31 protein-coding genes are annotated in these 21,603 nt (G+C 66.1%); 8 read left to right on the plus strand and 23 right to left on the minus strand.

Annotated elements, in window-relative coordinates:
• Window positions 1–77: 77 nt before the first annotated feature.
• The 3 genes from czcI to AC1KAT_RS14250 are packed head-to-tail and all read right to left on the minus strand — an operon-like array spanning window position 78 to window position 3,084.
• Window positions 78–449 (minus strand): cation efflux protein, CzcI family, encoded by a 372-nt coding sequence (czcI, locus tag AC1KAT_RS14240; protein WP_480327046.1) that lies wholly within the window; start codon window positions 447–449, stop codon window positions 78–80.
• 32 nt (window positions 450–481) lie between these two features.
• Window positions 482–835 (minus strand): DUF3703 domain-containing protein, encoded by a 354-nt coding sequence (locus AC1KAT_RS14245; RefSeq protein ID WP_480327048.1) that lies wholly within the window; start codon window positions 833–835, stop codon window positions 482–484.
• Window positions 832–3,084: a heavy metal translocating P-type ATPase gene (locus AC1KAT_RS14250; RefSeq protein WP_480327050.1), complete on the minus strand. Its 2,253-nt coding sequence runs from the start codon at window positions 3,082–3,084 to the stop codon at window positions 832–834. Before AC1KAT_RS14250 ends, AC1KAT_RS14245 begins: the two co-directional genes overlap by 4 nt.
• A gap of 55 nt (window positions 3,085–3,139) precedes the next feature.
• Here AC1KAT_RS14250 and cadR point away from each other — a divergent pair, with 55 nt between their 5' ends.
• The 3 genes from cadR to AC1KAT_RS14265 are packed head-to-tail and all read left to right on the plus strand — an operon-like array spanning window position 3,140 to window position 4,222.
• On the plus strand, window positions 3,140–3,691 hold the full coding sequence (gene cadR, locus AC1KAT_RS14255; protein ID WP_480327052.1) for a Cd(II)/Pb(II)-responsive transcriptional regulator: 552 nt from the start codon (window positions 3,140–3,142) through the stop codon (window positions 3,689–3,691).
• The gene (locus tag AC1KAT_RS14260; RefSeq protein ID WP_480327054.1) at window positions 3,613–4,014 is read left to right on the plus strand and encodes a class I SAM-dependent methyltransferase; all 402 of its coding nucleotides are present in this window, start codon (window positions 3,613–3,615) and stop codon (window positions 4,012–4,014) included. Before cadR ends, AC1KAT_RS14260 begins: the two co-directional genes overlap by 79 nt.
• A complete protein-coding gene (locus AC1KAT_RS14265) occupies window positions 3,998–4,222 on the plus strand; it encodes a hypothetical protein (protein WP_480327056.1) in 225 nt (74 codons plus the stop codon). The genes AC1KAT_RS14260 and AC1KAT_RS14265 overlap by 17 nt, the downstream gene beginning before the upstream one ends.
• An 89-nt stretch (window positions 4,223–4,311) precedes the next feature.
• Here the strand turns inward: AC1KAT_RS14265 and AC1KAT_RS14270 are convergent, their stop codons facing one another.
• From AC1KAT_RS14270 to AC1KAT_RS14350, 17 genes are all read right to left on the minus strand, one after another.
• Complete coding sequence (locus AC1KAT_RS14270) at window positions 4,312–4,719, minus strand: hypothetical protein (protein ID WP_480327058.1); 408 nt, start codon at window positions 4,717–4,719, stop codon at window positions 4,312–4,314.
• Window positions 4,716–5,051 carry a heavy-metal-associated domain-containing protein gene (locus tag AC1KAT_RS14275; protein WP_480327060.1) on the minus strand — a complete coding sequence of 112 codons (336 nt, stop codon included), beginning with the start codon at window positions 5,049–5,051 and terminating at the stop codon, window positions 4,716–4,718. Before AC1KAT_RS14275 ends, AC1KAT_RS14270 begins: the two co-directional genes overlap by 4 nt.
• A gap of 12 nt (window positions 5,052–5,063) precedes the next feature.
• Window positions 5,064–5,699, minus strand: a complete 636-nt coding sequence (locus tag AC1KAT_RS14280) for a hypothetical protein (RefSeq protein WP_480327062.1) — start codon at window positions 5,697–5,699, stop codon at window positions 5,064–5,066.
• Window positions 5,696–6,010 (minus strand): copper-binding protein, encoded by a 315-nt coding sequence (locus tag AC1KAT_RS14285; RefSeq protein WP_480327064.1) that lies wholly within the window; start codon window positions 6,008–6,010, stop codon window positions 5,696–5,698. Before AC1KAT_RS14285 ends, AC1KAT_RS14280 begins: the two co-directional genes overlap by 4 nt.
• Window positions 6,011–6,055: 45 nt before the next feature.
• On the minus strand, window positions 6,056–6,388 hold the full coding sequence (locus tag AC1KAT_RS14290) for a hypothetical protein (RefSeq protein ID WP_480327066.1): 333 nt from the start codon (window positions 6,386–6,388) through the stop codon (window positions 6,056–6,058).
• A gap of 80 nt (window positions 6,389–6,468) precedes the next feature.
• Complete coding sequence (locus tag AC1KAT_RS14295) at window positions 6,469–8,754, minus strand: copper-transporting P-type ATPase (protein WP_480327761.1); 2,286 nt, start codon at window positions 8,752–8,754, stop codon at window positions 6,469–6,471.
• 379 nt (window positions 8,755–9,133) lie between these two features.
• A complete protein-coding gene (locus AC1KAT_RS14300) occupies window positions 9,134–9,391 on the minus strand; it encodes a heavy-metal-associated domain-containing protein (RefSeq protein WP_480327068.1) in 258 nt (85 codons plus the stop codon).
• A gap of 79 nt (window positions 9,392–9,470) precedes the next feature.
• Window positions 9,471–9,842, minus strand: a complete 372-nt coding sequence (locus AC1KAT_RS14305) for a four-helix bundle copper-binding protein (protein WP_480327070.1) — start codon at window positions 9,840–9,842, stop codon at window positions 9,471–9,473.
• Window positions 9,843–10,074: 232 nt separating this feature from the next.
• Window positions 10,075–10,509 carry a copper-binding protein gene (locus AC1KAT_RS14310; RefSeq protein ID WP_480327072.1) on the minus strand — a complete coding sequence of 145 codons (435 nt, stop codon included), beginning with the start codon at window positions 10,507–10,509 and terminating at the stop codon, window positions 10,075–10,077.
• Window positions 10,509–10,973 (minus strand): cupredoxin domain-containing protein, encoded by a 465-nt coding sequence (locus AC1KAT_RS14315; protein ID WP_480327763.1) that lies wholly within the window; start codon window positions 10,971–10,973, stop codon window positions 10,509–10,511. The genes AC1KAT_RS14310 and AC1KAT_RS14315 overlap by 1 nt, the downstream gene beginning before the upstream one ends.
• Before the next feature lie 54 nt (window positions 10,974–11,027).
• Window positions 11,028–12,398 (minus strand): multicopper oxidase family protein, encoded by a 1,371-nt coding sequence (locus tag AC1KAT_RS14320; RefSeq protein ID WP_480327074.1) that lies wholly within the window; start codon window positions 12,396–12,398, stop codon window positions 11,028–11,030.
• Window positions 12,399–12,409: 11 nt separating this feature from the next.
• Window positions 12,410–13,810, minus strand: a complete 1,401-nt coding sequence (locus AC1KAT_RS14325; protein WP_480327076.1) for a TolC family protein — start codon at window positions 13,808–13,810, stop codon at window positions 12,410–12,412.
• Window positions 13,811–14,219: 409 nt separating this feature from the next.
• Window positions 14,220–14,666 (minus strand): hypothetical protein, encoded by a 447-nt coding sequence (locus AC1KAT_RS14330; RefSeq protein WP_480327078.1) that lies wholly within the window; start codon window positions 14,664–14,666, stop codon window positions 14,220–14,222.
• Window positions 14,667–14,717: 51 nt separating this feature from the next.
• Window positions 14,718–15,179, minus strand: coding sequence for a Cu(I)-responsive transcriptional regulator (gene cueR / locus AC1KAT_RS14335; RefSeq protein WP_480327080.1), 462 nt, complete (start codon window positions 15,177–15,179; stop codon window positions 14,718–14,720).
• A gap of 144 nt (window positions 15,180–15,323) precedes the next feature.
• Window positions 15,324–15,755: a response regulator gene (locus AC1KAT_RS14340; RefSeq protein WP_480327082.1), complete on the minus strand. Its 432-nt coding sequence runs from the start codon at window positions 15,753–15,755 to the stop codon at window positions 15,324–15,326.
• 39 nt (window positions 15,756–15,794) lie between these two features.
• Complete coding sequence (locus AC1KAT_RS14345) at window positions 15,795–16,448, minus strand: antitoxin VbhA family protein (RefSeq protein ID WP_480327084.1); 654 nt, start codon at window positions 16,446–16,448, stop codon at window positions 15,795–15,797.
• A complete protein-coding gene (locus tag AC1KAT_RS14350) occupies window positions 16,445–16,912 on the minus strand; it encodes a hypothetical protein (RefSeq protein WP_480327086.1) in 468 nt (155 codons plus the stop codon). Before AC1KAT_RS14350 ends, AC1KAT_RS14345 begins: the two co-directional genes overlap by 4 nt.
• A 145-nt stretch (window positions 16,913–17,057) precedes the next feature.
• On the opposite strand from AC1KAT_RS14350, the gene AC1KAT_RS14355 reads away from it, so the two are divergent.
• Window positions 17,058–17,369, plus strand: coding sequence for a helix-turn-helix domain-containing protein (locus AC1KAT_RS14355; RefSeq protein WP_480327088.1), 312 nt, complete (start codon window positions 17,058–17,060; stop codon window positions 17,367–17,369).
• A 120-nt stretch (window positions 17,370–17,489) separates the two neighbouring features.
• Complete coding sequence (locus AC1KAT_RS14360; protein WP_480327090.1) at window positions 17,490–17,753, plus strand: helix-turn-helix domain-containing protein; 264 nt, start codon at window positions 17,490–17,492, stop codon at window positions 17,751–17,753.
• A 17-nt stretch (window positions 17,754–17,770) separates the two neighbouring features.
• On the opposite strand, the gene AC1KAT_RS14365 is transcribed toward AC1KAT_RS14360, so the two are convergent.
• Window positions 17,771–18,232: a MerR family transcriptional regulator gene (locus AC1KAT_RS14365; protein WP_480327092.1), complete on the minus strand. Its 462-nt coding sequence runs from the start codon at window positions 18,230–18,232 to the stop codon at window positions 17,771–17,773.
• 14 nt (window positions 18,233–18,246) lie between these two features.
• A complete protein-coding gene (locus AC1KAT_RS14370) occupies window positions 18,247–18,609 on the minus strand; it encodes a hypothetical protein (protein WP_480327094.1) in 363 nt (120 codons plus the stop codon).
• A 353-nt stretch (window positions 18,610–18,962) separates the two neighbouring features.
• Between AC1KAT_RS14370 and AC1KAT_RS14375 the strand changes: the two genes are divergently transcribed.
• Window positions 18,963–19,295 carry a YnfA family protein gene (locus AC1KAT_RS14375; protein ID WP_480327096.1) on the plus strand — a complete coding sequence of 111 codons (333 nt, stop codon included), beginning with the start codon at window positions 18,963–18,965 and terminating at the stop codon, window positions 19,293–19,295.
• 33 nt (window positions 19,296–19,328) lie between these two features.
• Here AC1KAT_RS14375 and AC1KAT_RS14380 read toward each other — a convergent pair whose 3' ends face one another.
• Window positions 19,329–19,535, minus strand: a complete 207-nt coding sequence (locus AC1KAT_RS14380) for a hypothetical protein (RefSeq protein ID WP_480327098.1) — start codon at window positions 19,533–19,535, stop codon at window positions 19,329–19,331.
• 229 nt (window positions 19,536–19,764) lie between these two features.
• On the opposite strand from AC1KAT_RS14380, the gene AC1KAT_RS14385 reads away from it, so the two are divergent.
• Window positions 19,765–20,073, plus strand: a complete 309-nt coding sequence (locus AC1KAT_RS14385; protein WP_480327100.1) for a hypothetical protein — start codon at window positions 19,765–19,767, stop codon at window positions 20,071–20,073.
• 203 nt (window positions 20,074–20,276) lie between these two features.
• Window positions 20,277–21,578: a tyrosine-type recombinase/integrase gene (locus tag AC1KAT_RS14390; protein WP_480327102.1), complete on the plus strand. Its 1,302-nt coding sequence runs from the start codon at window positions 20,277–20,279 to the stop codon at window positions 21,576–21,578.
• Window positions 21,579–21,603 lie beyond the last annotated feature (25 nt).

Consider the following 21,603-nt stretch of genomic DNA (forward strand, 5'->3'; position numbering starts at 1 on the left):
GGCAACGGGGGGCAGTCCGGCGAGGCGTGCTTGTCTTGGCTTTTGAGGGAAGGGAGAAAGAAGCAGCGCTCGCCGGATCAGGCGGGTTGCCTGTCAGGGCGTTCGAGGCCGCTGGGGATGTGAGAGCGAGGAAGGTTCGATGTGCGCGCTTCCCAGTGGCTGGAACCGGCCGAGACCGTGAGCGCGGCGGTGATCGGAAGTGGCGAGCCGCCGAGGTGGCAGAACGCGCAGTCCTGGTCGACGTCCAGCGCGTTCTTCTTGCCGTGCTGGTCCTGGTCGTCCGCCGTGGCGTGGTTCGTGTCGTGGCGATCCTGATGATCGTGCTCGTGGTGCCCGAAGTGACGTGCCTCGGCAGGCACCTGCTCGTGCCCGCAATAGGCGGCCACGGCCGCCCAGGAGAACTGGAACGGCAAGAAGGCAACGAGGAGGACGAGCAGCCAGCGGCGCATGGATTCAGTATATCGACGGGGTGTCCGTGAACTCATTGGCCTTGACGTGCCGCGGTGATCCGCTGTGCCAGGTCGGACGGGATGGGCATCGGCCGGAAGGCGCTGACGTTCGCGCCGCCCGTGTTGCCGACGGGGATCCAGAACACGGTCTTGGTTGCCGCGCCGACGATGCGCAGCAGCTGGCCCAGCACCTCGCGCGGCCGACGCTGGCGCAGGCCCCACACCAGCATCCGGGCGTGGACCCGGACGTGGTGGACGGTCGAGGCCTGTCCGAGCACGTGGGCGCGTTCAAGGTGGTGGAAGGCGCTGTCGGGCCCGCGTGCGGCCTGGGCGGCCGCCAGCTCCTGGTCGACGTGCGGGCGGATCCGGCTTGCGAAACGGCTCATGACGAGGCTCCTTCAAACGACGAACGGCTCGGCTTCAACAGGCGCAGCCCGTTGGCCACCACGACCAGGCTCGCGCCCATGTCGGCAAAAACGGCCATCCACATGGTGGCCGAGCCGAACACGGCGAGCACAAAAAACACCGCCTTGACGCCAAGGGCGAACGAGATGTTCTGCCAGAGCACCGCGTGGGTCTTTCTCGACAGGCGGATCAGCTCGGGGATGCGGCGCAGGTCGTCGTTCATGACGACCACGTCGGCTGCCTCCATTGCCGTGTCGGTGCCGGCACCGCCCATCGCCACACCGATGTCGGACTGGGCCAGCGCCGGCGCGTCGTTGATGCCGTCCCCGGTCATCGCCGTGGGCCCGAACTGTCGCTGCAGTTCCTCGACGGCTTTGAGCTTGTCCTCGGGCAGCAGGTTGCCCCGGGCTTGCTCGATGCCGGCCTCGCGGGCAATGGTCTGCGCGGTGGCCTGGTTGTCGCCGGTCAGCATCACCGGCGTGACGCCCAGGGCGCGCAGCTCGGCGACCGCCGCCTTGGACGTGGGCTTGATCGTGTCGGCCACGGCAAACAGAGCCAGCACGCCCTCGTCGCCGGCGAGCAGGGTCACCGTGCGGCCGCGTTCCTCGTGCCGCTTGAGTTCGGCTTCCAGCGCCGGGCTGCCCTGCTTGCGTTCCTCGATCAGGCGGTGGTTGCCGAGCACGTAGGTCTGGCCTTCGACTCGACCCTGGACGCCCCGGCCGGCGAGTGCCTGGAAGGCATCCACGGCAAGGGTCTGGGCGTTCAGGCCCTCGGCGATCGCCTTGGACACCGGGTGGTCGGATCGACCCGCCAGGCTGGCGGCGAGCTGCTGCGCGCGCGCGGGGTCGCCCGTGAGTACCTGCTGGTCCACGAGCTTCGGCTTGCCGGCGGTGATGGTGCCGGTCTTGTCCAGCGCGATCGCGCGCAGCTTACGGGCGTCTTCCAGGTAGGTACCACCCTTGACCAGGATGCCGCGGCGGGCGGCGGCCGCCAACGCGCTGACGACGGTCACTGGCGTGGAGATCACCAGCGCACAAGGGCACGCGATCACCAGCAGCACGAGCGCCTTGTAGAGCGCCTCGAGCCAGGTCCAACCCAGCGCCCAGGGCGTCAGCACCGCCACCGCGAGGGCCAGAGCGAAGACGGCAGGCGTGTAGACCGCGGCGAAGCGGTCCACGAAACGCTGCGTCTGAGCCCGCGTGCCTTGCGCCTGCTCGACGGCATGGATGATGCGCGCCAGCGTCGTGTTCGACGCGGCAGCGGTGACGCGGAACTCCAGTTCCGCGGTCTCATTGATCGTGCCGGCGAAGACCGGGTCGCCCAGGTCCTTCTCGACCGGGATGCTCTCGCCGGTCACCGGTGCCTGGTTGACCGCGCTGGCACCGCGCACGACCAGGCCGTCCAGCGGGATGCGTTCACCCGGGCGGACGCGCACGACGGCCTCGAGCGGCACATCGGCCGCAGCCACCGTGGCCCAGCCGCCGCCTGGCTGCTGCACGAGCGCTTCATCCGGCGTCAGCGCCATCAGGCTCTGGATCGCGTTGCGTGCCCGATCGACCGACCGCGCCTCGATCAGCTCGGCGATTGCGTAGAGCGCCATCACCATCGCGGCTTCGGGCCACTGCCCGATCAGGAACGCTCCGGTCACCGCGACCGTCATCAGCGCGTTGATGTTCAGCTTGCCGCGTCGGACCGCGGCGAAGCCCTTGGTGTACGTCTCCAGGCCGGCGAGCCAGATGGCGACCACGGCCAGCACCATGCCCAGGCCTTGGGTGAGGCGCGTTTCCGGGGCGAAGAACTCGACCAGCTCGGCCGCCAGGGCAAAGCCCAGCGCCGCCAGCAGGCGCGCGATGCCCGTGCCGACGGCGTGCTCGACGTCGGCGGCGACCTCTCGGCCAGCGTCCTTGGGCCGGTTCAGCGGTTCGGGCTTGAAGCCGGCCCGGGTGATCGCCTCGACCGCCTGGGGCAGCACACCGGCCGGCGCGCCGATGGTCAGGGTGCGGGCGGTCAGCTGGAAGCTCAACGACTGGATGCCGGCGACCGGCTCCAGCGCGCGGCGGATCTCGGCTTCCTCGCTGGCACAGTCCATGTTCGAGATCCGAAACACGCTCTTGCTGCCGGAAGAGGTGACTGGCATGGCGGCAACGGCAGGGGCTGGCGCGGCGCAACTGCCGCAGCCATGCGCCGAGCAGCTTTCGGTCAAGGTGTCGGTGTTGGTTCGAGATTCCATGAAGCCATTGGAAACCCTGAAGCAGGTGTAGAGTCAAGCGCCCTCCGGAGACCCCATGAAAATCGGCGAATTGGCCCAGGCGACCGGCACCCCGGTCGAGACGATCCGCTTCTACGAGCGCGAAGAACTGCTGCCCGTCGCTGCCCGCACCGAGTCGAACTACCGCGTCTACGGGCCCGAGCATGTCGAGCGGCTGGGCTTCATCCGGCATTGCCGGGCGCTGGACATGACGCTGGACGAGGTGCGCGTGCTGCTGCGCTTCAAGGATTCGCCCGACGACAACTGCTCGGGCGTCAACGCGCTGCTCGACGAACACATCGGGCATGTGGCCCGTCGCATCAAGGAACTCCGAGCGTTGGAGAAGCAGCTTCAGCAATTGCGCGAGCGCTGCACGCAGTCGACGGCCGCAGCTGAGTGCCGCATCCTTCGGGAGCTGTCCGAACCGGCACCGTCAAAGGGCAAACGGGCGGGAACGCGCACGTTCACGGCACGCACTGACGTCTCTCTCCTAACCGCTGAACACCGAACATGCCGAGCAGAGAACACTGGGAATCCGTCTACACGACCAAGGCACCCGACGCCGTTAGCTGGTACGCGCCGCACCTGAGCACCTCGCTCTCGTACATCGAACGCACCGGCGTATCGAAGTCCGCCTCTGTCGTCGATGTGGGCGGCGGCGAAGCCACGCTGGTCGACGACCTGCTGTCGTCGGGCTACAGCGCGATCTCGGTCCTCGACATCTCGACCAAGGCGCTCGAGGTAGCGCAGGATCGGCTGGGCGAGCAGGCGCGGTCGGTGCAGTGGATTGCGGCCGATGCCCTGGCGCATCGGTTCGAGCCCCGCTCGGTCGACGTCTGGCACGACCGGGCGGTGTTCCACTTCCTAACCGAAGAGGCCCAGCGACGCGCCTACGGTGCTGCACGCCCTTAAGCCTGGCGGCTTTGCCATCGTGGCCACGTTCGGGCCACAGGGGCCGTTGCAGTGCAGCGGCCTGACGGTCGCGCGGTATGCGGCATCAGAGCTGTATGCGGAGTTCGGGGCGCGTTTCCGGCTCGTGGACAACCGGCTCGATCAGCATACGACCCCCTGGGGCTCGGAGCAGCAGTTCACGTACTGCCTGTGCCGCCTCGAACACTGAACGGCAGCGAGCGATAGCTCGCTGCCGCGAAACATCCGGGTCGCGCCGTTCTGGATTGGAAACGACATCGACACCGGATGGCACTGCACTCAGCCGTCGAACGCCCCCGACAGCGAAGGTTGCACGAAAGCGAACCAGCCGCCCACGACGTACACCAGCAGGCTGAAGACGTAGAGCCGCCAGGACGTTTTACGCGTCCTCAGGCAGGCGTCGCGCAGCGCCGGATCCGTGGGACACGGGGCCGTCCGGTTGCGCCATTGCAGCCAGCCGCTGCCGGCCATGGCCAGCCCCGCGAACACGAAGAGGCCCACCTTGTGCTCGCTGAGCCAGACGACCTGCGGGAACACCGAGACCAGCGACGAGAGCGCCGCCCCCGCGCCCAGCGCCACCAGCAGCGCTGGCAACGCGCAGCAGACCAAGGTACTGGAGCTGGCGAACAGGCTCAGCATCGAGGTCCAGAAGCTGGATCGGGTTTCGGCGATGCCGTCGGCGCTCATTTCTTCGCCTTCAGGCCGGCCTTGATGTCGGCCACCGACTGCTCGACCGTCTCCAGCTTCGTGACGTCGTAGCCGGCATCAGTGATCTCGGCGGTGATGAGCTTGCCGTCCAGCGTCTGTCCCGGCTTGACCTCGACGATCACGACCTTCTGCTTCAGGTCAACGAAGACGGCCTGCGTCGCGGGCAAGGCTGAAAGGCGTTTTTCGATGCCCTGGGCGCAGAACGCACAGACCATGCCGTTGACGGTGGCCTTGATGCTGGTGGCAGCAAACGAGGAGGTGGCGGTGCCGGCGAGCAACACGGCCGCGATGAGTTGAGAGAGCTTGTTCATGATGGTCTTCCTTCAGAACGTGTACATAAGGTTCGCGCGAGCCTGCTTGGCGTTGTTGACGCCGAACTCGACGAAGTAGCGGTTGTGGATGAGGCGCAGCATGGGCGTGATCTCGGTCTTCTCCGACAGGCCCCGCATGCGCCGGGCCTCGAGCACGAGCCAGGGCTGGATCTCGTCGTAGTCGACCTCGTAGAAGGAGAAGCCGGCGCGGAGCGATCCGTAGTCGTGGTTGAGGCCCTCGGCGCGGTAGAGCCGTCCGGTGGCGGCGAGGTAGACGCGAGTGGTCTCGTAGTCCACCTGCAGCCCGGGCGCGACGGCGAATCTGGACCCCGAGAAATCGTTGCCGGTGATCGAGCCGGCACCGGCGAAGAACCAAACATTGGCCTGCGCCTCCGGGAGGTTCCAGCGTTTCACGAGCCTGGTGTAGTTCACTTCGGCCAGGGTGCGGGATTTCATTTCGTCGTCCGAGCGCATGTACAGCCCGCCGGCACCGATGGCATCGCGCGCAGTGACGGCATAGTTGACCCAGGCTTCGCGCCAGTTCGGCCCCATGTCAGCCATGGTCATCACGCTGTCCTTGAAGCCCATCGGCGCAGCACCGGCGGTGCTGGCGATGGCCAGCGCCATGGAGGCAACCAGGCGCTTCATGGGCGCACCTCGATCTGTTGCACGATCAGTTCGCCGCCTTGTTCGAGAACCTCGAAGCGAACGTTCTGGCCCACCTTGAGGGGCGCGAGCAGCGCCGCATCCTCGACGCGGAACGGCATCGTCATGGCAGCCATCTTCACCATCTTGATGGGTGCGTGCTTCAGGACAATCTTGGAGCGCCCGGGGTCGAGCTTGACGATTTCGCCGTCCACCCATTCGGTGGCGGCCCAGACGGAATTGGCGCACAGCAAAGCTGCGACCAGAAGTAGCTTTTTCATGGATATCTCCAGCAGTGGCTCGGTGAGCCACATTTCAGGTGTCCGCAGCGATCGGCGGACGCACTTTGGGCGTGGAGATCAGGAAATAGGCGGTTTCAACGCCAACATCGCGGACGCGCTGATGAACTCGGCACCGGCGGTAAGAGGCTTGGCATGCACCGCGTGAGCCAAAACGCTCGTCGGCGTTTCGGCCAGCGCGGCCATGGGAATGCAGAGCTGGCACGATGCGCACTTCTCCATCCCGCCTGGCATGTGTTCCCCGGCCGGTTCCTGGGCCGCGTCGGCAGCCTGCATGTGCATCGGGCAGCCAGGGGGCATGGCATGGACAGCCGCAGGCGTCGAATCCTTCATCGCCATCTGCAGGCTCATGGCGTCGCCCGCCCAGCCCCGCAGGGGCAGAAGGAAGATCATCAGGAGAACCAGGACGCGGCGCATGTGGCAATGATACGAACGAGAGGAACCATCGATTCGGCGACTCCGTGAGGAGTTCCCTAGTCTCGGGCCCGCAACCGAAGCGAATTGGCCACCACGCTGAACGACGACAGGCTCATCGCCAGCGCGGCGATCATGGGCGACAGCAGCCAGCCCGTGAATGGGTACAGCACGCCCGCGGCCAGCGGCACGCCCAGCGCGTTGTAGACGAACGCAAACGCGAGGTTCTGGCGCATGTTGGCCACCGTGCTCTGGGAGATCTCCCGTGCCCGTGCGATACCCCGCAGGTCGCCTTTCACCAATGTCACCGGGGCGCTGTTCATCGCGACGTCGGTGCCCGTACCCATCGCCACGCCGACATCGGCCTTGGCCAGTGCCGGCGCATCGTTGATGCCGTCGCCAGCCATGCCCACGACGCGACCTTCGTGCTGAAGGCGTTCCACCAGGGCGAGCTTGTCGGCCGGTTTCACTTCGCCGTGCACTTCGTCGATGCCCAGTCGCTGAGCCACCGAACGCGCTGTGGTGAGTCCGTCGCCTGTGGCCATGACCACCCGAATGCCGGCATCGTGCAGGCTCTGGAGCGCCTCGGGCGTGCTGGCCTTGACCGGGTCGGACACCGCCAGCAGCCCCATTGCCTGTCCCTCACGGGCGAGGAACATCACGCTGCTCCCGCGCTGACGCAGATCCTCCGCCTGGTCGCGCAGCGCCGAGACGTCCACGCCGTCCTGCTCCATCAAGGCAGTGTTGCCGAGCACCAGTCGCTGCCCCTCGACCTGGCCGCGCACGCCGATGCCGGTAGAGGACTCGAAATCGACTGCTTCGACGAGAGGCAGTTTGCTGCTCTTGGCCGCATCCACGATCGCCTGCGCCAGCGGATGCTCGCTGCCCTGGTCGAGGCTCGCGGCCAGCCGAAGCACCTCATCGTCGGTGGTGCCCTGGACCGCCACGGCACGTTCGAAGGCGGGCTTGCCCTCGGTCAACGTGCCGGTCTTGTCCACGATCATCGTGTCCACCCGCCGGAAGTTCTCGATCGCCGAAGCGTCGCGGAACAGGATGCCCTGCGTAGCCGCGCGGCCGGTCGCGACCATGATCGACATCGGCGTGGCCAGGCCGAGCGCACACGGGCAGGCAATGATCAGCACCGAGACCGCGTTGATCAGTCCGTACTGCCAACCCTGGTCGCCGCCGAAGAAGCCCCAGGCAAAGAACGACAGCAAGGCAATGCCGACCACCGCGAGCACGAAGTAGCCCGCCACGTGGTCGGCCATTCGCTGCATGGGCGCTTTGGAGCGCTGGGCCTGGGCCACCATCTGCACGATCTGCGAGAGCATGGTCTGCGAGCCCACCTTCTCCGACTGCATCACCAACGTGCCCGAGGTGTTGATCGTGGCACCGATCACCTTGTCGCCAGGGCGCTTCGTCACCGGGACAGGTTCCCCGGTGAGCATGGCTTCGTCGATGGCGCTGGATCCCTCCAGCACCACGCCGTCCACCGGCACCTTCTCGCCGGGGCGGATGCGCAGGCGATCGCCGACGTGGACATGGGTCAGTGGCACATCCGACTCCGACCCGTCGGCCTCGATGCGACGAGCGGTCTTCGGCGCGAGGCCGAGCAGCGACCTGATCGCCGCCGAGGTCTGCGACCGGGCGCGCAGCTCCAGCATCTGCCCCAGCAGCGTGAGCGAGATGATCACTGCCGCCGCTTCGAAATACACCCCGATGCGCCCATGCGCGGCGAAGCTGGCCGGGAATACGTCGGGCGCTACGGTGGCCACCACGCTGTAGAGGAACGCCGCGCCCGTGCCAATGCCGATCAACGTCCACATGTTGGGGCTGCGGTTGCGAAAGGACTGGGCGCAGCGCGTGAAAAACGGCCACCCTGCCCACAGGACGATCGGCATCGAGAGCACCAATTCGAGCCAGCTCTGCCGTGCAGGGTCCATCCAGCCGAGGCGATGCCCGGCCATCGCCAACACGGTGACGACGACCGTCAGCGGCAAGGTCCACCAGAAGCGGTGCGAGAAGTCGCGCAACTCGGGGTTGTCGTCATCGGCCGAGGCCTCCGGAATCAGAGGCTCCAGTGTCATGCCGCACTTGGGGCAATTCCCCGGGTGGTCCTGCCGGATCTCGGGGTGCATCGGGCAGGTGTAGGTGGTCCCCTGGCCGGTTGGATGGGTGTGTTCCTGCACCCCTGGAATCTCGGCCGTCGAAGACCTTGGCTTCGGCGCATGGTGATGCCCATGCCCGCTGCAGCAGGCAGGCGCTGAGGTGCTGCTGGTCGGCACCAGGTTCATGCCGCACTCGGGGCACTGCCCGGGCTGGGCCGAAAGCACCTCCGGGTGCATGGGGCACGTGTACTGCGGTGCACCCGCCTCGACGGTGCCAGCCATCGCGGGGCCGGCGGGCTTCGAATGCGCGAGAGGCGCGCTGTGCGCCGTGTGCGCGTGGTGCTGGTGATTCATGGAAGTCCTTTCAAGCGAGCACGGCCTGGGCGGCCAAAGCCGCACCCAGCGCGGCAAGGGGCGATAGCAGCTCGGCCGCTTTCAGCGCAGCTGGACGCCCCATGGGTCACTCATCGCGGTGGACCGTGCGTTTGTCATGGCCGCCATGGCCATGCCGGTGCTTAAAGATGCGTCGCATGCGACGTGAGGCAGAGATGGTGTGCATCTCCACATCCTCAGTTCACAACACCGCAGGCCCATTGACCGCCATCAAGCAAACGCCTCAGTGGCAGCTTCCGCAACAGCCACCCGTTCTTTCGGCGCGGCTCACCGATGCATCTGCCACATCGACCGGGTGATAGCCCGCCTGCTCAATGGCGGCCTTGAGCGTGGCCGCATCGCTCGCAGGCAAGCCGATCTGGACACGCTTCGTGTCGAGGTTGATCGACACCGTCGCCTGCTTGTCTGCTTGGCGCAGGGCCTGGGTGACCGCCTTCACGCAGTGGCCACAGGTCATGTCTTGAACGTCGAATGCAATCACGGTGGACGCCTTTCCTTATGCGATGGGCTCACTGTGAACCCTGCCATCGTGGGAAGGTCAAGCATTTCGTGCCGGAGTTTCAGTGGGCGTGCGCGCTGGTTGCCGAAGGTGCCTGGCTTGCGCCGCTCGACATCCGGCGGCACGCGTCCGCACAGCGACGGCAGGCCTGTGCACAGGCTTGGCAGTGGTCGGTCCGGCGCTTGCCGCACTCCTCGCCGCAGGCGTCGCAAATCTCGGCGCACAGCGCGCAGATGGCCTGGGCGTGCTCGCTGCCCCGGGCCATGGCGGCCGAGGCAAGCTGGCAGAGGGCCGCGCAGTCGATGTCGAGGGCGATGCATCGCGCCATCATCTTGGCGTCCTCCTCCTGCAGGCAGGCGGTCGCACAGTGGTTGCAGGTCGCGGCGCATTGGTTGCAGGCCTCGATGCAGGAAGCGTAGTGTTCGTGGCTCATGGTGTTCTCCTTGACGACGATGAAGCGGTACCGAAAACGCTCGGCACCGCCCTCTCGAGGGCAACTCTCGCACCTGCCACGCTGCCGGCTTGGCGCTCATGACCTGCGCAGGCATGCCCCGCGCACCGCGCTTTTTGGGGTTGTGCGCGCGGTCCACAGAAGCCCTTGCAGCAAGCCGGTTCGAACTACATGCGGTGCGACATCTCCTGTTGGCTCTCTGATCCAGGCTCGGCTACTTGGCGGGTTCGATCTGCGTCACGACGATCGCGCCCTGGGTGCGTTCGACGGCGAAGCGAACCTTGTCGCCGGTCTTGAAGCGGTCAAGCACCGCCGGATCCTTTACACGGAACACCATCGTCATCGGTGCCATGTCCAGGTTGACGATCGGGCCGTGGCGCAGCGTGATCTTTCCCTGCTCCTTGTCGACCTTGCGCACCTCGCCTTCGGTGAGCGCGGTGCTCGCCGCAGCAGACGCTGCCGCAGGTGGGTGATGGGCACTGTGGTCCGTCTTGTCTGTCGGCGTCTGCGCTGAAGCACCGCCCGCGGCAAGGCAGGTGACGAGGATGGTGGTGGCGGTTTGGAAAATCTTCATGTGGGTTCCTGATTGGGTTGAGGATCGCGCACGCACGGGCAGCTGGCCCGGCACTGTGCAGAGAACACTGCGCATCACTTGACGACCACCTTGCCCACCATGCCGGCCTCGAAGTGGCCCGGAATCAGGCAGGCGAACTCGAACGTGCCCGCGTGGGTGAATTGCCAGACGATCTCGCCGGACTTGCCCGGCTTGACGTGCGCCATGTACGGCTCGTCGTGCTCCATCTCCGGGAAGCGCCGCATCGCCTCCGCGTGCTTCTTGAGCGCCTCGGGTGTGCCGAGCACCATTTCGTGGAGCACCTGCCCCTTGTTGCTTGCCACCAGGCGCACGGTTTCCCCGCGCTTGACGTTCAACTGGTTCGGCGCAAACCGCATCGCGTCGCTCATGTCGATGCGCACGGTGCGGCGGACCTTCTTCGGATCGCCCTGGCGCCCGAACGGCGTGCCTTCCACCTGCTTGGCGTCGTAGGTGCGAGGCGCGGCCTCGTGTCCGTCGCCATGGGCGGTTGCGAGGCTGGAGACGGCAAGGCCGAGCATGCCGATCAAGAGCCGCGGAAGAATCTCAAATCTCATGAACGTTCTCCTTGCGGCTCAATGGCCGGAGTGGTCACCGGTGGGCTTGCGCACGCGCAGGGTTCCTGCGTCCGCGCGTGTGGGTTGTGGACGCGTGGGTTCGGGCAGTTGGCCCGTGAACTCGTAGGCCACGCTGCCTTGCGGGTGGCGGTACCAGCCCGGGTCGGCGTAGTTGCCGGGTTTGACGTCGTCGCGCACTTTGACCACGCTGAACATGCCACCCATCTCGAGCGGGCCGTAGGGCCCGGTGCCGGTCATCATCGGCAGTGTGTTGTCGGGCAGCGGCATCTCCATCGACCCCATGTCGGCCATGCCGCGCTCCCCCATCACCATGTAGTCGGGAATGAGCTTGGTGATGCGCTCGGCCACGCCGCGGTGGTCGACGCCGATCATGTTGGGCAGGCCGTGGCCCATGGCATTCATGGTGTGGTGCGACTTGTGGCAATGGATCGCCCAGTCGCCCGCTACCGCGTCGAACTCGAAGGCTCTCATCTGACCCACGGCCACGTCGGTGGTCACCTCCGGCCAGCGCGCGGATGGCGGCACCCAGCCCCCATCCGTGCCAGTGACCACGAAGTGCGGCCCGTGCATGTGGATCGGGTGGTTGGTCATCGTGAGGTTGCCCACGCGCACACGCACCCGCTCGCCCGTGCGGGCGACCAGTGGATCGATGCCGGGGAAGACCCGGCTGTTCCAGGTCCACAGGTTGAAGTCCGTCATCTCGGAGGTGCGAGGCGTCGCACTGCCAGGCTCGATGTCGTAGGACGCGAGCAGGAACACGAAGTCGCGGTCCACCTTCTGCTGGCGGATGTCCTTCGGGTGGATGATGAACATGCCCATCATGCCCATCGCCATCTGCGTCATCTCGTCCGCATGCGGGTGGTACATGTGGGTGCCCGAGCGCAGCAGCGTGAACTCGTAGACGAAGGTCTTGCCGGGCGCGATGTGCGGCTGCGTCAGGCCGCCCACGCCGTCCATGCCCGAGGGCAGCATCACGCCGTGCCAGTGCACGGTCGTGTGCTCAGGCAGCTTGTTGGTGACGAAGATGCGGACGCGGTCGCCTTCGACTGCCTCGATGGTCGGGCCGGGACTGGAGCCGTTGTAGCCCCACAGGTTGGCCTTCATGCCGGGCGCGAACTCGCGCACCACGGGCTCGGCCACCAAGTGGAACTCCTTGACGCCGTTGTTCATGCGCCAGGGCAGCGACCAGCCGTTGAGCGTGGCCACGGGGTTGAAGGGACGCCCGGTCGTCGGAGCGACCGGTGGCTGCATGGTCGCCGAGGTCTGGGTCACCGCTTCGGGCAAGGAGGCGGCACCGACCCGGCTGACGGCGGTGGCACCCAGCGCCACTGCGCCAGCGGTGCGGATGAAATTTCTGCGGTTGGACATGATGGATCGGATCAGTGGCCGCCGCCCGGGGCAGCGGCGGGAGCAGAGGGACCTCCCGACAGCGTGCTGCTGCCGGGTGACTGGCCGGTGATGGCGGTCTTCAACTGGGTTTCGGCCACCCAGAAGTCCCGCAGCGCCTCGACGTAAGCAGTGACGCTTCGCACCTGGTCGCGCGAGTCGGCCAGCAGTTCGAACACGCCGATGAGCATCCCGTTGTAGCGAAGCAGGTTCTCTTCGGAGATGCGCTTCTTCAGCGGCACCACCTCATCGCGGTAGTGCTTGGCCAGGTCGTGGGCCGTCCGGTACGCCGAATACGACTCGCGCACCTCCGACTGGGCGTTCACTGCCACCTGGGCGGTGCGATGCAGGGACTGCATGTACACCGCCTCGGCGCGAGCCAGGCGAGTCGAGCCGAAGTCGAAGAGCGGCAGTTCGAGTTCGATCTCGTACCCATTGGCCCGCGGCTCGCCGGTCACGCTCTTGTTCTGGTAGCCCAGTTCCAGCACGTTGATCATCCGGGTGGCCTTGGTCAGGCCCAGTGAACGCGCGGTGGATTCGGTGGAGCGTCGAGCCGCCAGCACGTCGAGCCGTCGCTCGATCGCGGTCTGCTGGGCATCGGCCGGGGTCGTCGGCGCGTCTGGCAGGTCGGGCAGGCGCTCCGGCAGTCGGAAGGCCAGTTGGTCGCCCGACAGCCCCAGGGCTCGCACGAGGCGCTCGCGTTCGCCCACCGCACGGTGCTGCGCCCGGGCGAGATCGGCCGTGGCATCGGCGTAGAACGACTGCTCGCGCATCTGGGCGAGCTTGTTGAAGTTGCCCGCCTGCACCATGCGACGGGCCAGCTCGTTCGAGGCGTCAGCGGCTTCCTTGACCTGCTGGTAGTAGCGGACCAGCTCGTGAGCAGCAACCGCCGTGTAGAAGGCCTGGCGCGCTTCGGCAGCGGTGCGTACTGCTTCGCTGGCCGCCTGGTGCTGCACCTGCTCGAAGCGGCGCTGCTCCATCTGGCGCGTGACCGGCATCGTCAAGAGACCCAGCAAGTCGATCATCAGCGAGCGTTCGGTCTCGACAATGCCGCCTCCCTCGCGAAGGCGGCCGAAGGCGAAAACCGGGTTGCGCAGTCGCCCGGCTCGAACCAGCTCCGACTCGGCGATGCCCAGCTCGGCAAAGCTGGCCTGCAGTCCCCGGTTGTTCAAGAAAGCGAGCTCGACCGCGCTTTCGGGGGTCAGCGGTTGGCCGAGCAGTTCTTTGATGCGCGCCTGGGCACTGTCCGCTTCCGAGGGCGTGCGTGGGTAGCTCGGGGATTGGCCCGTGCGTTCTCGGGTCAGCTCTTCCACGGGGCCGAACCGTCCGTCAGCGGAAAACGAGGCACAACCCGTGAGCACGACCGCGGCGGCCACGACGGTGAGGCTCTTCATCGAGCACCTCCCTGGTGGTGCTGGTGTTGCGGGTGCGGTGCGCCCGCCGGCGCAGACGCCGCCGCCGGAGCAGGTGGGGCAACGGCTCCGTGGTTGCCGCCATGCGAAAGGCCGCTCGCTGAGGATCGGACCTGATCGTTGACCTCGCGCCAGGTTCGCGCCTCGAGGTCACGGTAGGGTTTGTAGTCGGCAAAAGCAGAGTCGTAGCGCAGCGCGTCCGACCGGGGGGTGTTTGCGCTGGCTTGCGCTGCCGCCACGAAGGGCCAGCACAGTGCCAAAGGCAGTGCCGCCCGCAAGAAGGTTGAAGTCATGGTTCGAAGTCATCTGGTCGCCGATTCGTGTGGATCGGCAGATCACCCGTGCCGGCAGGCACGAGCCCCATCCGGCCTCACGCAGAGGCCTCGAGGGGTCAGATGCTTCGGGGAGGACGCTCGGGACCGCCCGAGATGAATGACGGTGCCTGGACGCTGAAGTCCTCGAAGGCGACCGTGGAGAAAGAGACCGGCGCGACGAGCGCCGGCACCTCCGTCAGCAGCGGCGCGGCAGAGCAAAAGGCCGAGCACATGTTGCACCTGTCGTGAGCTGTTGCCGCGGCGCTCGAGTGGTGAGCGGCTTCGCCTGTCGCCGAAGGTGCGACGTCGGACGCCGCATGGTGTGAGTGATCCGAACTTCTGCCGTGGTCGTGGCTGCCGTGATCATGTGCCGCATGGTCATTCGCTGAGCCATGTTGGGAAGCCGAAACGACCGCCGGCGACGTCCCTGCAGCAGGGCCGCACAACATGGCGGCCGCAAACCCGCCGCGCAGCGGGAGCAGCGCGACAAGCAGCAGGATCAACCAGAAGCGCAGGGGTTTCATCGGGGATTGTTCGAGGGCGGAGGCAGTCTAAACCTTGCCACAGTGACAAGGTCAAGCGTGGGGTGGAAGCCCGAGACGGGCGATGGAACTTGGGGTGTCCGGCATAGAAGCGGCATCCTGCGCTGCCAACGATTCGATGATGGGGCAGTCGGGGCGTTCATCGCCGTGGCAGCAACCCACCAGCGTCTGCAGCGTGGTCCTCATCGCCTGGATCTCGCGCAACTTCTTGTCCAATTCGTCGATGTGCGCTTGCGCCAGAGCCTTGACCTGGCGACTCGGGCGGCTGCGGTCTTGCCACAGGCCCAGCAGCTCGCGGATCTGGTCGAGCGAAAAGCCCAGGTCGCGCGAATGACGGATGAAGCGCAGCACATGCACGTCGCTGGGCGAGTACTTCCGGTAGCCCGAATCGGTGCGATTGACCGCCGGCAACAGGCCTACCGCCTCGTAGTGCCGAACCATCTTGGGCGTGACGCCGGCGGCTTTGGCGGCGTCGCCAATGTTGAGTGCGGTCATGGGAAGTTCTCGCGGCATGTCGAGCGTGGCTCGGAACTCAGCTCGTTGGCATCATGAACCTTCCCATCATGGCAAAGTCAAGAGCGAAACGGCGTGATCTGTCGATCTGTTCCGGCCCGCAGTGCGCCAACGGTGCCTCGACGGTCAAAGAGAGTCGAGAAGAGGATCGACTCGGCTCTTCAAGATGTCGATGAGATGCGCAGGGTCCACCGGCTTGGTGAGATGGACATCGAAACCGGCTTGTTCAGCCTTCTCGCGATCTTGTGCCTGCCCGTATCCCGTGACAGCCACCAGGAACGCGTTCGCCCCCCACGGCATGCGACGAACGGCAGTGGCAAGGTCGTACCCAGACATTCCGGGCATGCCGACATCAGAGATGACGATGGCGGGCTGACGCTCCGTTGCAACAGCCAAGGCCGCTTGCCCGTCGAAGGCGACGATGACCTCGTAGTCATCCATCGACAAGAGTGTGGCCAACGACTCCGCGGAATCGACGTTGTCGTCAATGACGAGTACGCATGTGGCGCCGGTGGGCGATGCTGGATTCATTGCGGCGCTCGTGGAATCGAGCACCATTGTTACCTCTTCGTAAATGACAAGCACAGACGGTGTCACTCACCAGCCGTTGACGATGTCCAGGTAGATCTGGCCCGCCGTGAGAACCGCTTTGAGCCGCGTCGAGGTGTCCTCCTGCAGCAACTCGGTCGCACCTTCCAGCAGTTCCCGCTTGCCCTGCTGCACGCCGAGCAGGACTTCCAAGGGGGTCAACCGACCGAGTTCCGGGTTCTCGCTGGTGAGGAACCAGTTCGCTTGGTCCAACTGGTCTGCGTTCTTGAGCAGGCGCAGGACGCTCTGCAAGGGCGCATCGACGATGCCAGGCAGCACCTGGTACAGCGGGTAGAGCCGACGCCGCGGCAAGTCCCGGCTTGCCACGGAAACCAGTTCACCCGCACGGTCGCGTTCCAGCACATCTTCTTCTCGAGACAGGCCAAGGTACGGGGCGAGCTCGGCCGCGGAAACCGCGATCTGCATGTCCATCATGGGCGACAGCGGCACGTGCTTCTCGAGCATTGCGATGCCGGCCGAGAATTCCTGTTGACCGAACGATTGCCTGCGCGTCAGGGACCGCAGCCTGGCCAAGGACAATCCGCCCGCTCCGTAGCCCTCAAGCAGCGCGCGGTACTCCGCTCCCGGCTCGAATCCGCTCAGCGCCCAACTCGCCAGCACTGCGTCGACGCTGCGCCGGCGAAGTTCGTCTGCGTCGCTCATCTCTGCTCGGGCCTCCAGCGGGGGCCGTCTTTGAGCGGCTGGACCTGTGCCAGCACCTTGCAGCGGGTTGTTGGAGTGACGGATGGATCCCCAAACGGCCCCATGAACAGCTCAGAGTCGGGGCCCTCGAACACAAGCGCGGTCCCACCGGTCTCCGTGTTCTCGGTCTCCCACACGCGCTTGATCTGCCGCAACCGCCAGTCCTCGAATCTTTCCGGATCGGGCTCGACGTACTGGAGGGACGCGAGGTCACCGGTGGGAAGGCTGCGTAGGAACTCCGCCAGGTCGTTCTCCCAGTGGCATGCCACGGTGTGGAGAAACGGCAAGTCCTCGTGGTTGACCCGCAGCGTGAGCAGGAACCAGGGCATGCGTCCCGTCAGCTCGACAGCCCGGTAGTAGCGGCCACCCGGCAAGGACAGTGCCGGCGGCGCATCAAACTGGAACGAGGGGTTGGTCACGAACACCGTCTGCCTCCGGGCTGCTGCGTTTTTTAAACACCGGTCATCTTGCCTCGCGCAAGCTCAATTGCCGCAATTCCGGTGATGCAGCGAGGCGTCATATTCCCATTGGGAATACGGCATAACTTCGGCTAGGGTCACATCCGACACCATGCTGAAGTCGCTTTACACCCATCAAAACGACGTTTTTCTGAACCAACTGCGTGCGGCGCGGGAGTCGGTCCGCCTTCGGCAGTCTGACTTGGCCGAGCGGCTCGGCGAGCGCCAATCCATCGTGAGCAAGGTCGAGCGGGGTGACCGCCGGCTCGACCTCATCGAATTGCGCGCCTGGTTGCGCGCGTTGGAAGTCGACTTCGTTTCCTTCGTCTCGGAGCTCGACCGCAGGCTGCAAGCGCCGACCGAGGATTCAGGGCCAGCAGGATCCCTTCCGACCAAGTTTCCCAGCGGGTTGCCGGGCAATTGATCTGAGTTATTTATAACGTGGTGCCGATAGGACGGATGCCGGACCCTCCGGCGGATGTCCTCGCGACTTTCCAAGCCACAACCCGGTCGACCACGCGGCGCTCGAAGCTTCGACGCCGACGTGGCCGCTGCGTTTGGCTCGATCGTGCGCGAGGCTCGGCAGGCTGCTGGGGTTTCCCAGGAATCACTGGCCCACACGGCCAACGTCGAACGTTCCTATTTCGGCCGCATCGAGCGTGGTCAGAGCCAACCCACGCTGTTCGTCGTGCTCAAGGTGGCGGCTGCCCTCGGAATCGAAGGGGGTGACTTGATCAGCCAGGTCGAGCAAGAGGTCGCCCGGGCTGGAAAGACACCCACACGGCGCGCTGCAACCCGCAGCAGCTGAGGCTGGTGCCGGCTGCGCTATTCCGAGCAGCAGCCGGCCTGTTGTCGCTCCAGGGCGGTAGCCGCTGGCAGCGACAGGTCCTCGAGGATGGTGCAGTCGTGCGCGGTTCCCCCGGCGCATGCGGTGTCGCAGCTGCCCACGAAGGCGTTGAGGCTGGACTCCAGTTCCTTGAGTTCGGCCAGCTTCCGGCGCACTTCGGCAAGATGAACGGCCGCGATGTCTCGAACCTCGACACAAGGCCGGCCTGGCTGGTCGACCAGGCCGACCAGCTCTCGAACCTGCTCGATGGAGAAGCCGAAGTCCCGGCAGCGCCGAATGAACGTGAGCCGGCGCAACGTTGTTTCGCCATAGTTGCGCTGGCCCGACTCGCTCCGAACCGCCGGCGGCAGCAACCCGATTTCCTCGTAATACCGAATGGTCGGAACGGTGCAACCCGTCCGCTTGGCGACCACGCCAATGGAAATGCTCGAAGCTCTCATGCCACCATCCTAGGTCAACCGCAGGCCCCAGGACCGCAGCCGCAGGCCTTCTTCGGCGCAACGGCGCGTGGCAGGAACGGCTGAAAGAGCCACTGTGCGTCCGCATCAGCGCTCGGACTGGCTGAGATGGTCAGCCACACCGAGGTCGCAGAAGGCTGGAGGTCGAACGACAGGAAGGCGCAGCAGCTTCGCTCCAGGGCGACGAGTTGCCCGAGTTCATCGAGCGCCTCGGCTCGGTACTCCAGCCGAAGGACGGTCGCTTCGAGACGATGGCTCAGCAGGCTTCGGTCGGTGACACGCTGGATCCGCAGCAGCCGCTGTTGCAGCTCATCAGATGGCAGCGCGCATGCGATGGGTGAGGCAGTCTCATTTCGCATTGCATTCTCCGCCGCAGACGTTTTGTTGAGCCTTGCGAGCGGATCGCCGACGCCACCAAACCCATCCGCCCCCGGCCGCAGCCAGCGCCAGCAGGATGCCCGCCAACGGCAGGAGTTCGTCAGCGCAAGCCAGAAGCGCCGAGCCTGCGGCGGCGAGAGCCGTCGAGCCCGCCGTGAGGGCCGCGACGCCGCCCAAGAGCGGGACCGCACAACATGCGGCACACGCCGCTCCGACGCCCACGGCTGCTTTCCAAGGTTTCATGTGATGTCTTCGATGCGTGGGCACGACGCCCACACCCAGAAGGTAGGACCTCAAGCAGCTTGAGGGTCAAGGCTTCGCGCGAGAATTCCGGATGGACATCCTGAAGACCTTCGCGCTGTTTGCGATCACCGCGGTCGCCGAGATCGTGGGCTGCTACCTGCCGTACCTCTGGCTGAAGGAAGGCCGCTCAGTGTGGCTGCTGCTGCCGGCGGCGGGCAGCTTGGCGCTCTTCGCCTGGCTGCTGTCCCTGCATCCCACGGCCGCCGGTCGCGTGTACGCGGCCTACGGAGGGGTCTACATCGGCGTTGCCATCGTCTGGCTGATGGTGGTCGACAAGGTTCGACCGACGGCCAGCGATTGGGTCGGTGTCGCCGTGTGCCTGGCCGGCATGGCCATCATCATGTTCGGGCCGCGGCCGGAGTAACCCCACCGGTTGCGCGCGGCACGATCCGCGCCGTCACACCGCAAGAAACGCGGCAGCCTCACGAACTTCCGCGTTCCAGGCCGGCGACTCCAGCGCGAAGAACCAAGCCACGGCCTCGGCCGGCGTGTTCTCGGGCCAAGCGTTGTAGAGATCGTGGGCGACCTCATGGGCCAGCTCGGGCGACATCCCTGGGCCACGTTGCTGCGCCAGTCGAGTGGCTTCGTTGAGCCATTCATTCATTTCCTACCTCCGTCAGAAGCAGGAATTCTTCGCTCCAGCCGGCTCTGCGGCCATCGCCCCAGGGTGGCCCCTCAAAGGGGTGCTTCAGTCCGATCCAGCACCGGCCGTCGGCTGTTCCAGCGGCTCCCCCCGCTGGCCGTTGACCCAGCGTTTCGGCACCGCGCGGGGCCTGCCTCGATGCGCTTGGTCGAAGGGCTGCCGAGAACGGGTCCGGTGGCAAAATCGACCCATGGCATCCACGCTTCCCAATGCTGCAACCGCCGTTGCCAAGAAGACCGTCGCCCCCGCCGCCAAGCGCGCATTGCGGCCAGGCGAGTCGACCCAGGCGTTGGCCGAAAAAGCAGGCAAGGCCCTCAGCAAGCCAGGCCTGAGCAGAAAGTCGATCTTTGGGACGCACCCCAAAGGCGGTCGCTATGCCATCTATGCCTATTCGGTCTTGCCAAGCGACCCCACGAAGATCGTGCGGGAGGCTTTCGACGGCACGAAGACGATCGGCCGCGTGGTCGGTGGCAGGTTCCGGAAAATCGCCGGCGCCTGAGTCGCAGGCATGCGGCAAGCACAGCGCACCATCAAGACCCGTGGCGGCCTGATGGACGTGCTGCTGTCCTTCGCTTCGCCGGATTCCCTTGCCAAGCACGACCGACCGCCAGCATGGGATGCCGCGTCTGCGCTGCAACGCGCCGCTAGCCGCCGGCATGGGGCCACGCGTTCGAACTCGCGGTTGCAAGCGAGCGCTGGGCCATGAGCGCCACCGTTGAGCAGTACGTTCTCGCGGCCGACCGGGACAACACGGTCAAGAGCTATGCAGCGGCACTGCGCAACTTCGAGGTGGTCTGGAAGGGACTGCTCCCGTCCACCGCCGACACGGTGGCACGCTATCTGGCCGAGCATGCCGAGGTCTACCGCATCAGCACGCTGCGCCTGCACCTGGCGGCGCTTTCGCGATGGCATGCCGACAACGGCTTTGCCGATCCGACCCGGTCGCCGCTGGTGCACAAGGTGCTTCGCGGTATTCGGGCCAAGCACGCGGTGCCGCAGAAGCGGGCCCGGCCGCTGCAGCTCGACGTGCTGGAGCAGGTGTCGGAGTGGCTGCTCAAAGCGCAGGCGTCGGCGCGCAAGCACGGGCGCAAGGCCGAGCAGCTGCGCCGCAGCCGAGACCGAGCGCTGCTCCTTCTGGGTTTCTGGCGTGCTTTCCGGTCCGACGAACTGAGCAGCATGCGCGTCGACGAGGTCCAAGCCAAGCGCGGCGAGGGGCTGACGTGCAGGCCGCGCAAGACCAAGACCACCGACGAGGGAGAGGACCGTGCGTTCCACTGTCCGGCGCTGTCACGGCTGTGTCCAGTGGACGCCTACGTTGACTGGATCGAACTCAGTGGCCGAAAAGCCGGCCCGGTGTTCCCAGCCATCGATCGCTGGGGCAATGTATCCGACGAGCACATGTTGACCAAGGCCGTACTGCCGCTGCTGCGGCGAATCCTGCACGAGGCCGGCGCGGAGGAAGCCGCCAGCTATTCCAGCCACTCGCTGCGCCGCGGCTTCGCCACCTGGGCCAGCGGCAACGGCTGGGACCTGAAGGAGTTGATGGAGCACGTGGGCTGGCGAGACGTCAGCTCCGCCTTGCGCTACGTCGACGTGTCGCAGGACACCTTGAAGGCGAAATTCGAGCGCGGCCTTGCTGCCAGCGTGCCGCCAGCACCTCCAGCGCCTCAGGCCGCACCGCCTGTCGAGGAGCCGGTGCCGGCCGCGGACCGGCAAGTCGCCACCGTTCACCTGCGCTTGCTCCTGACCAAGCCCGGCGGGTCGCGGCGCGGCGCGGAACGCGCACAGAAGCAGATCGAGGCGGTGCACCTCGCGAAGTTCGGTGTGCGCCAGATCGACCGCGACGGCAAAAGATTCGAACTCCAAGTGCCTTTTCATGACCGCGACAACCTGGACGACACGCTGCTCGAACTGCTTGACGAGCTGTATCGCGTCGCTCTCTCCTGCGAATGCTTGCTCGAAGCTTCGCTGCACGAGCCCGCAACCGACAGCACCTGGAACTGATCGCCGGGCCACGGTATTTGGGGCG

Source organism: Piscinibacter sp. PDB5-1, assembly GCF_056676035.1.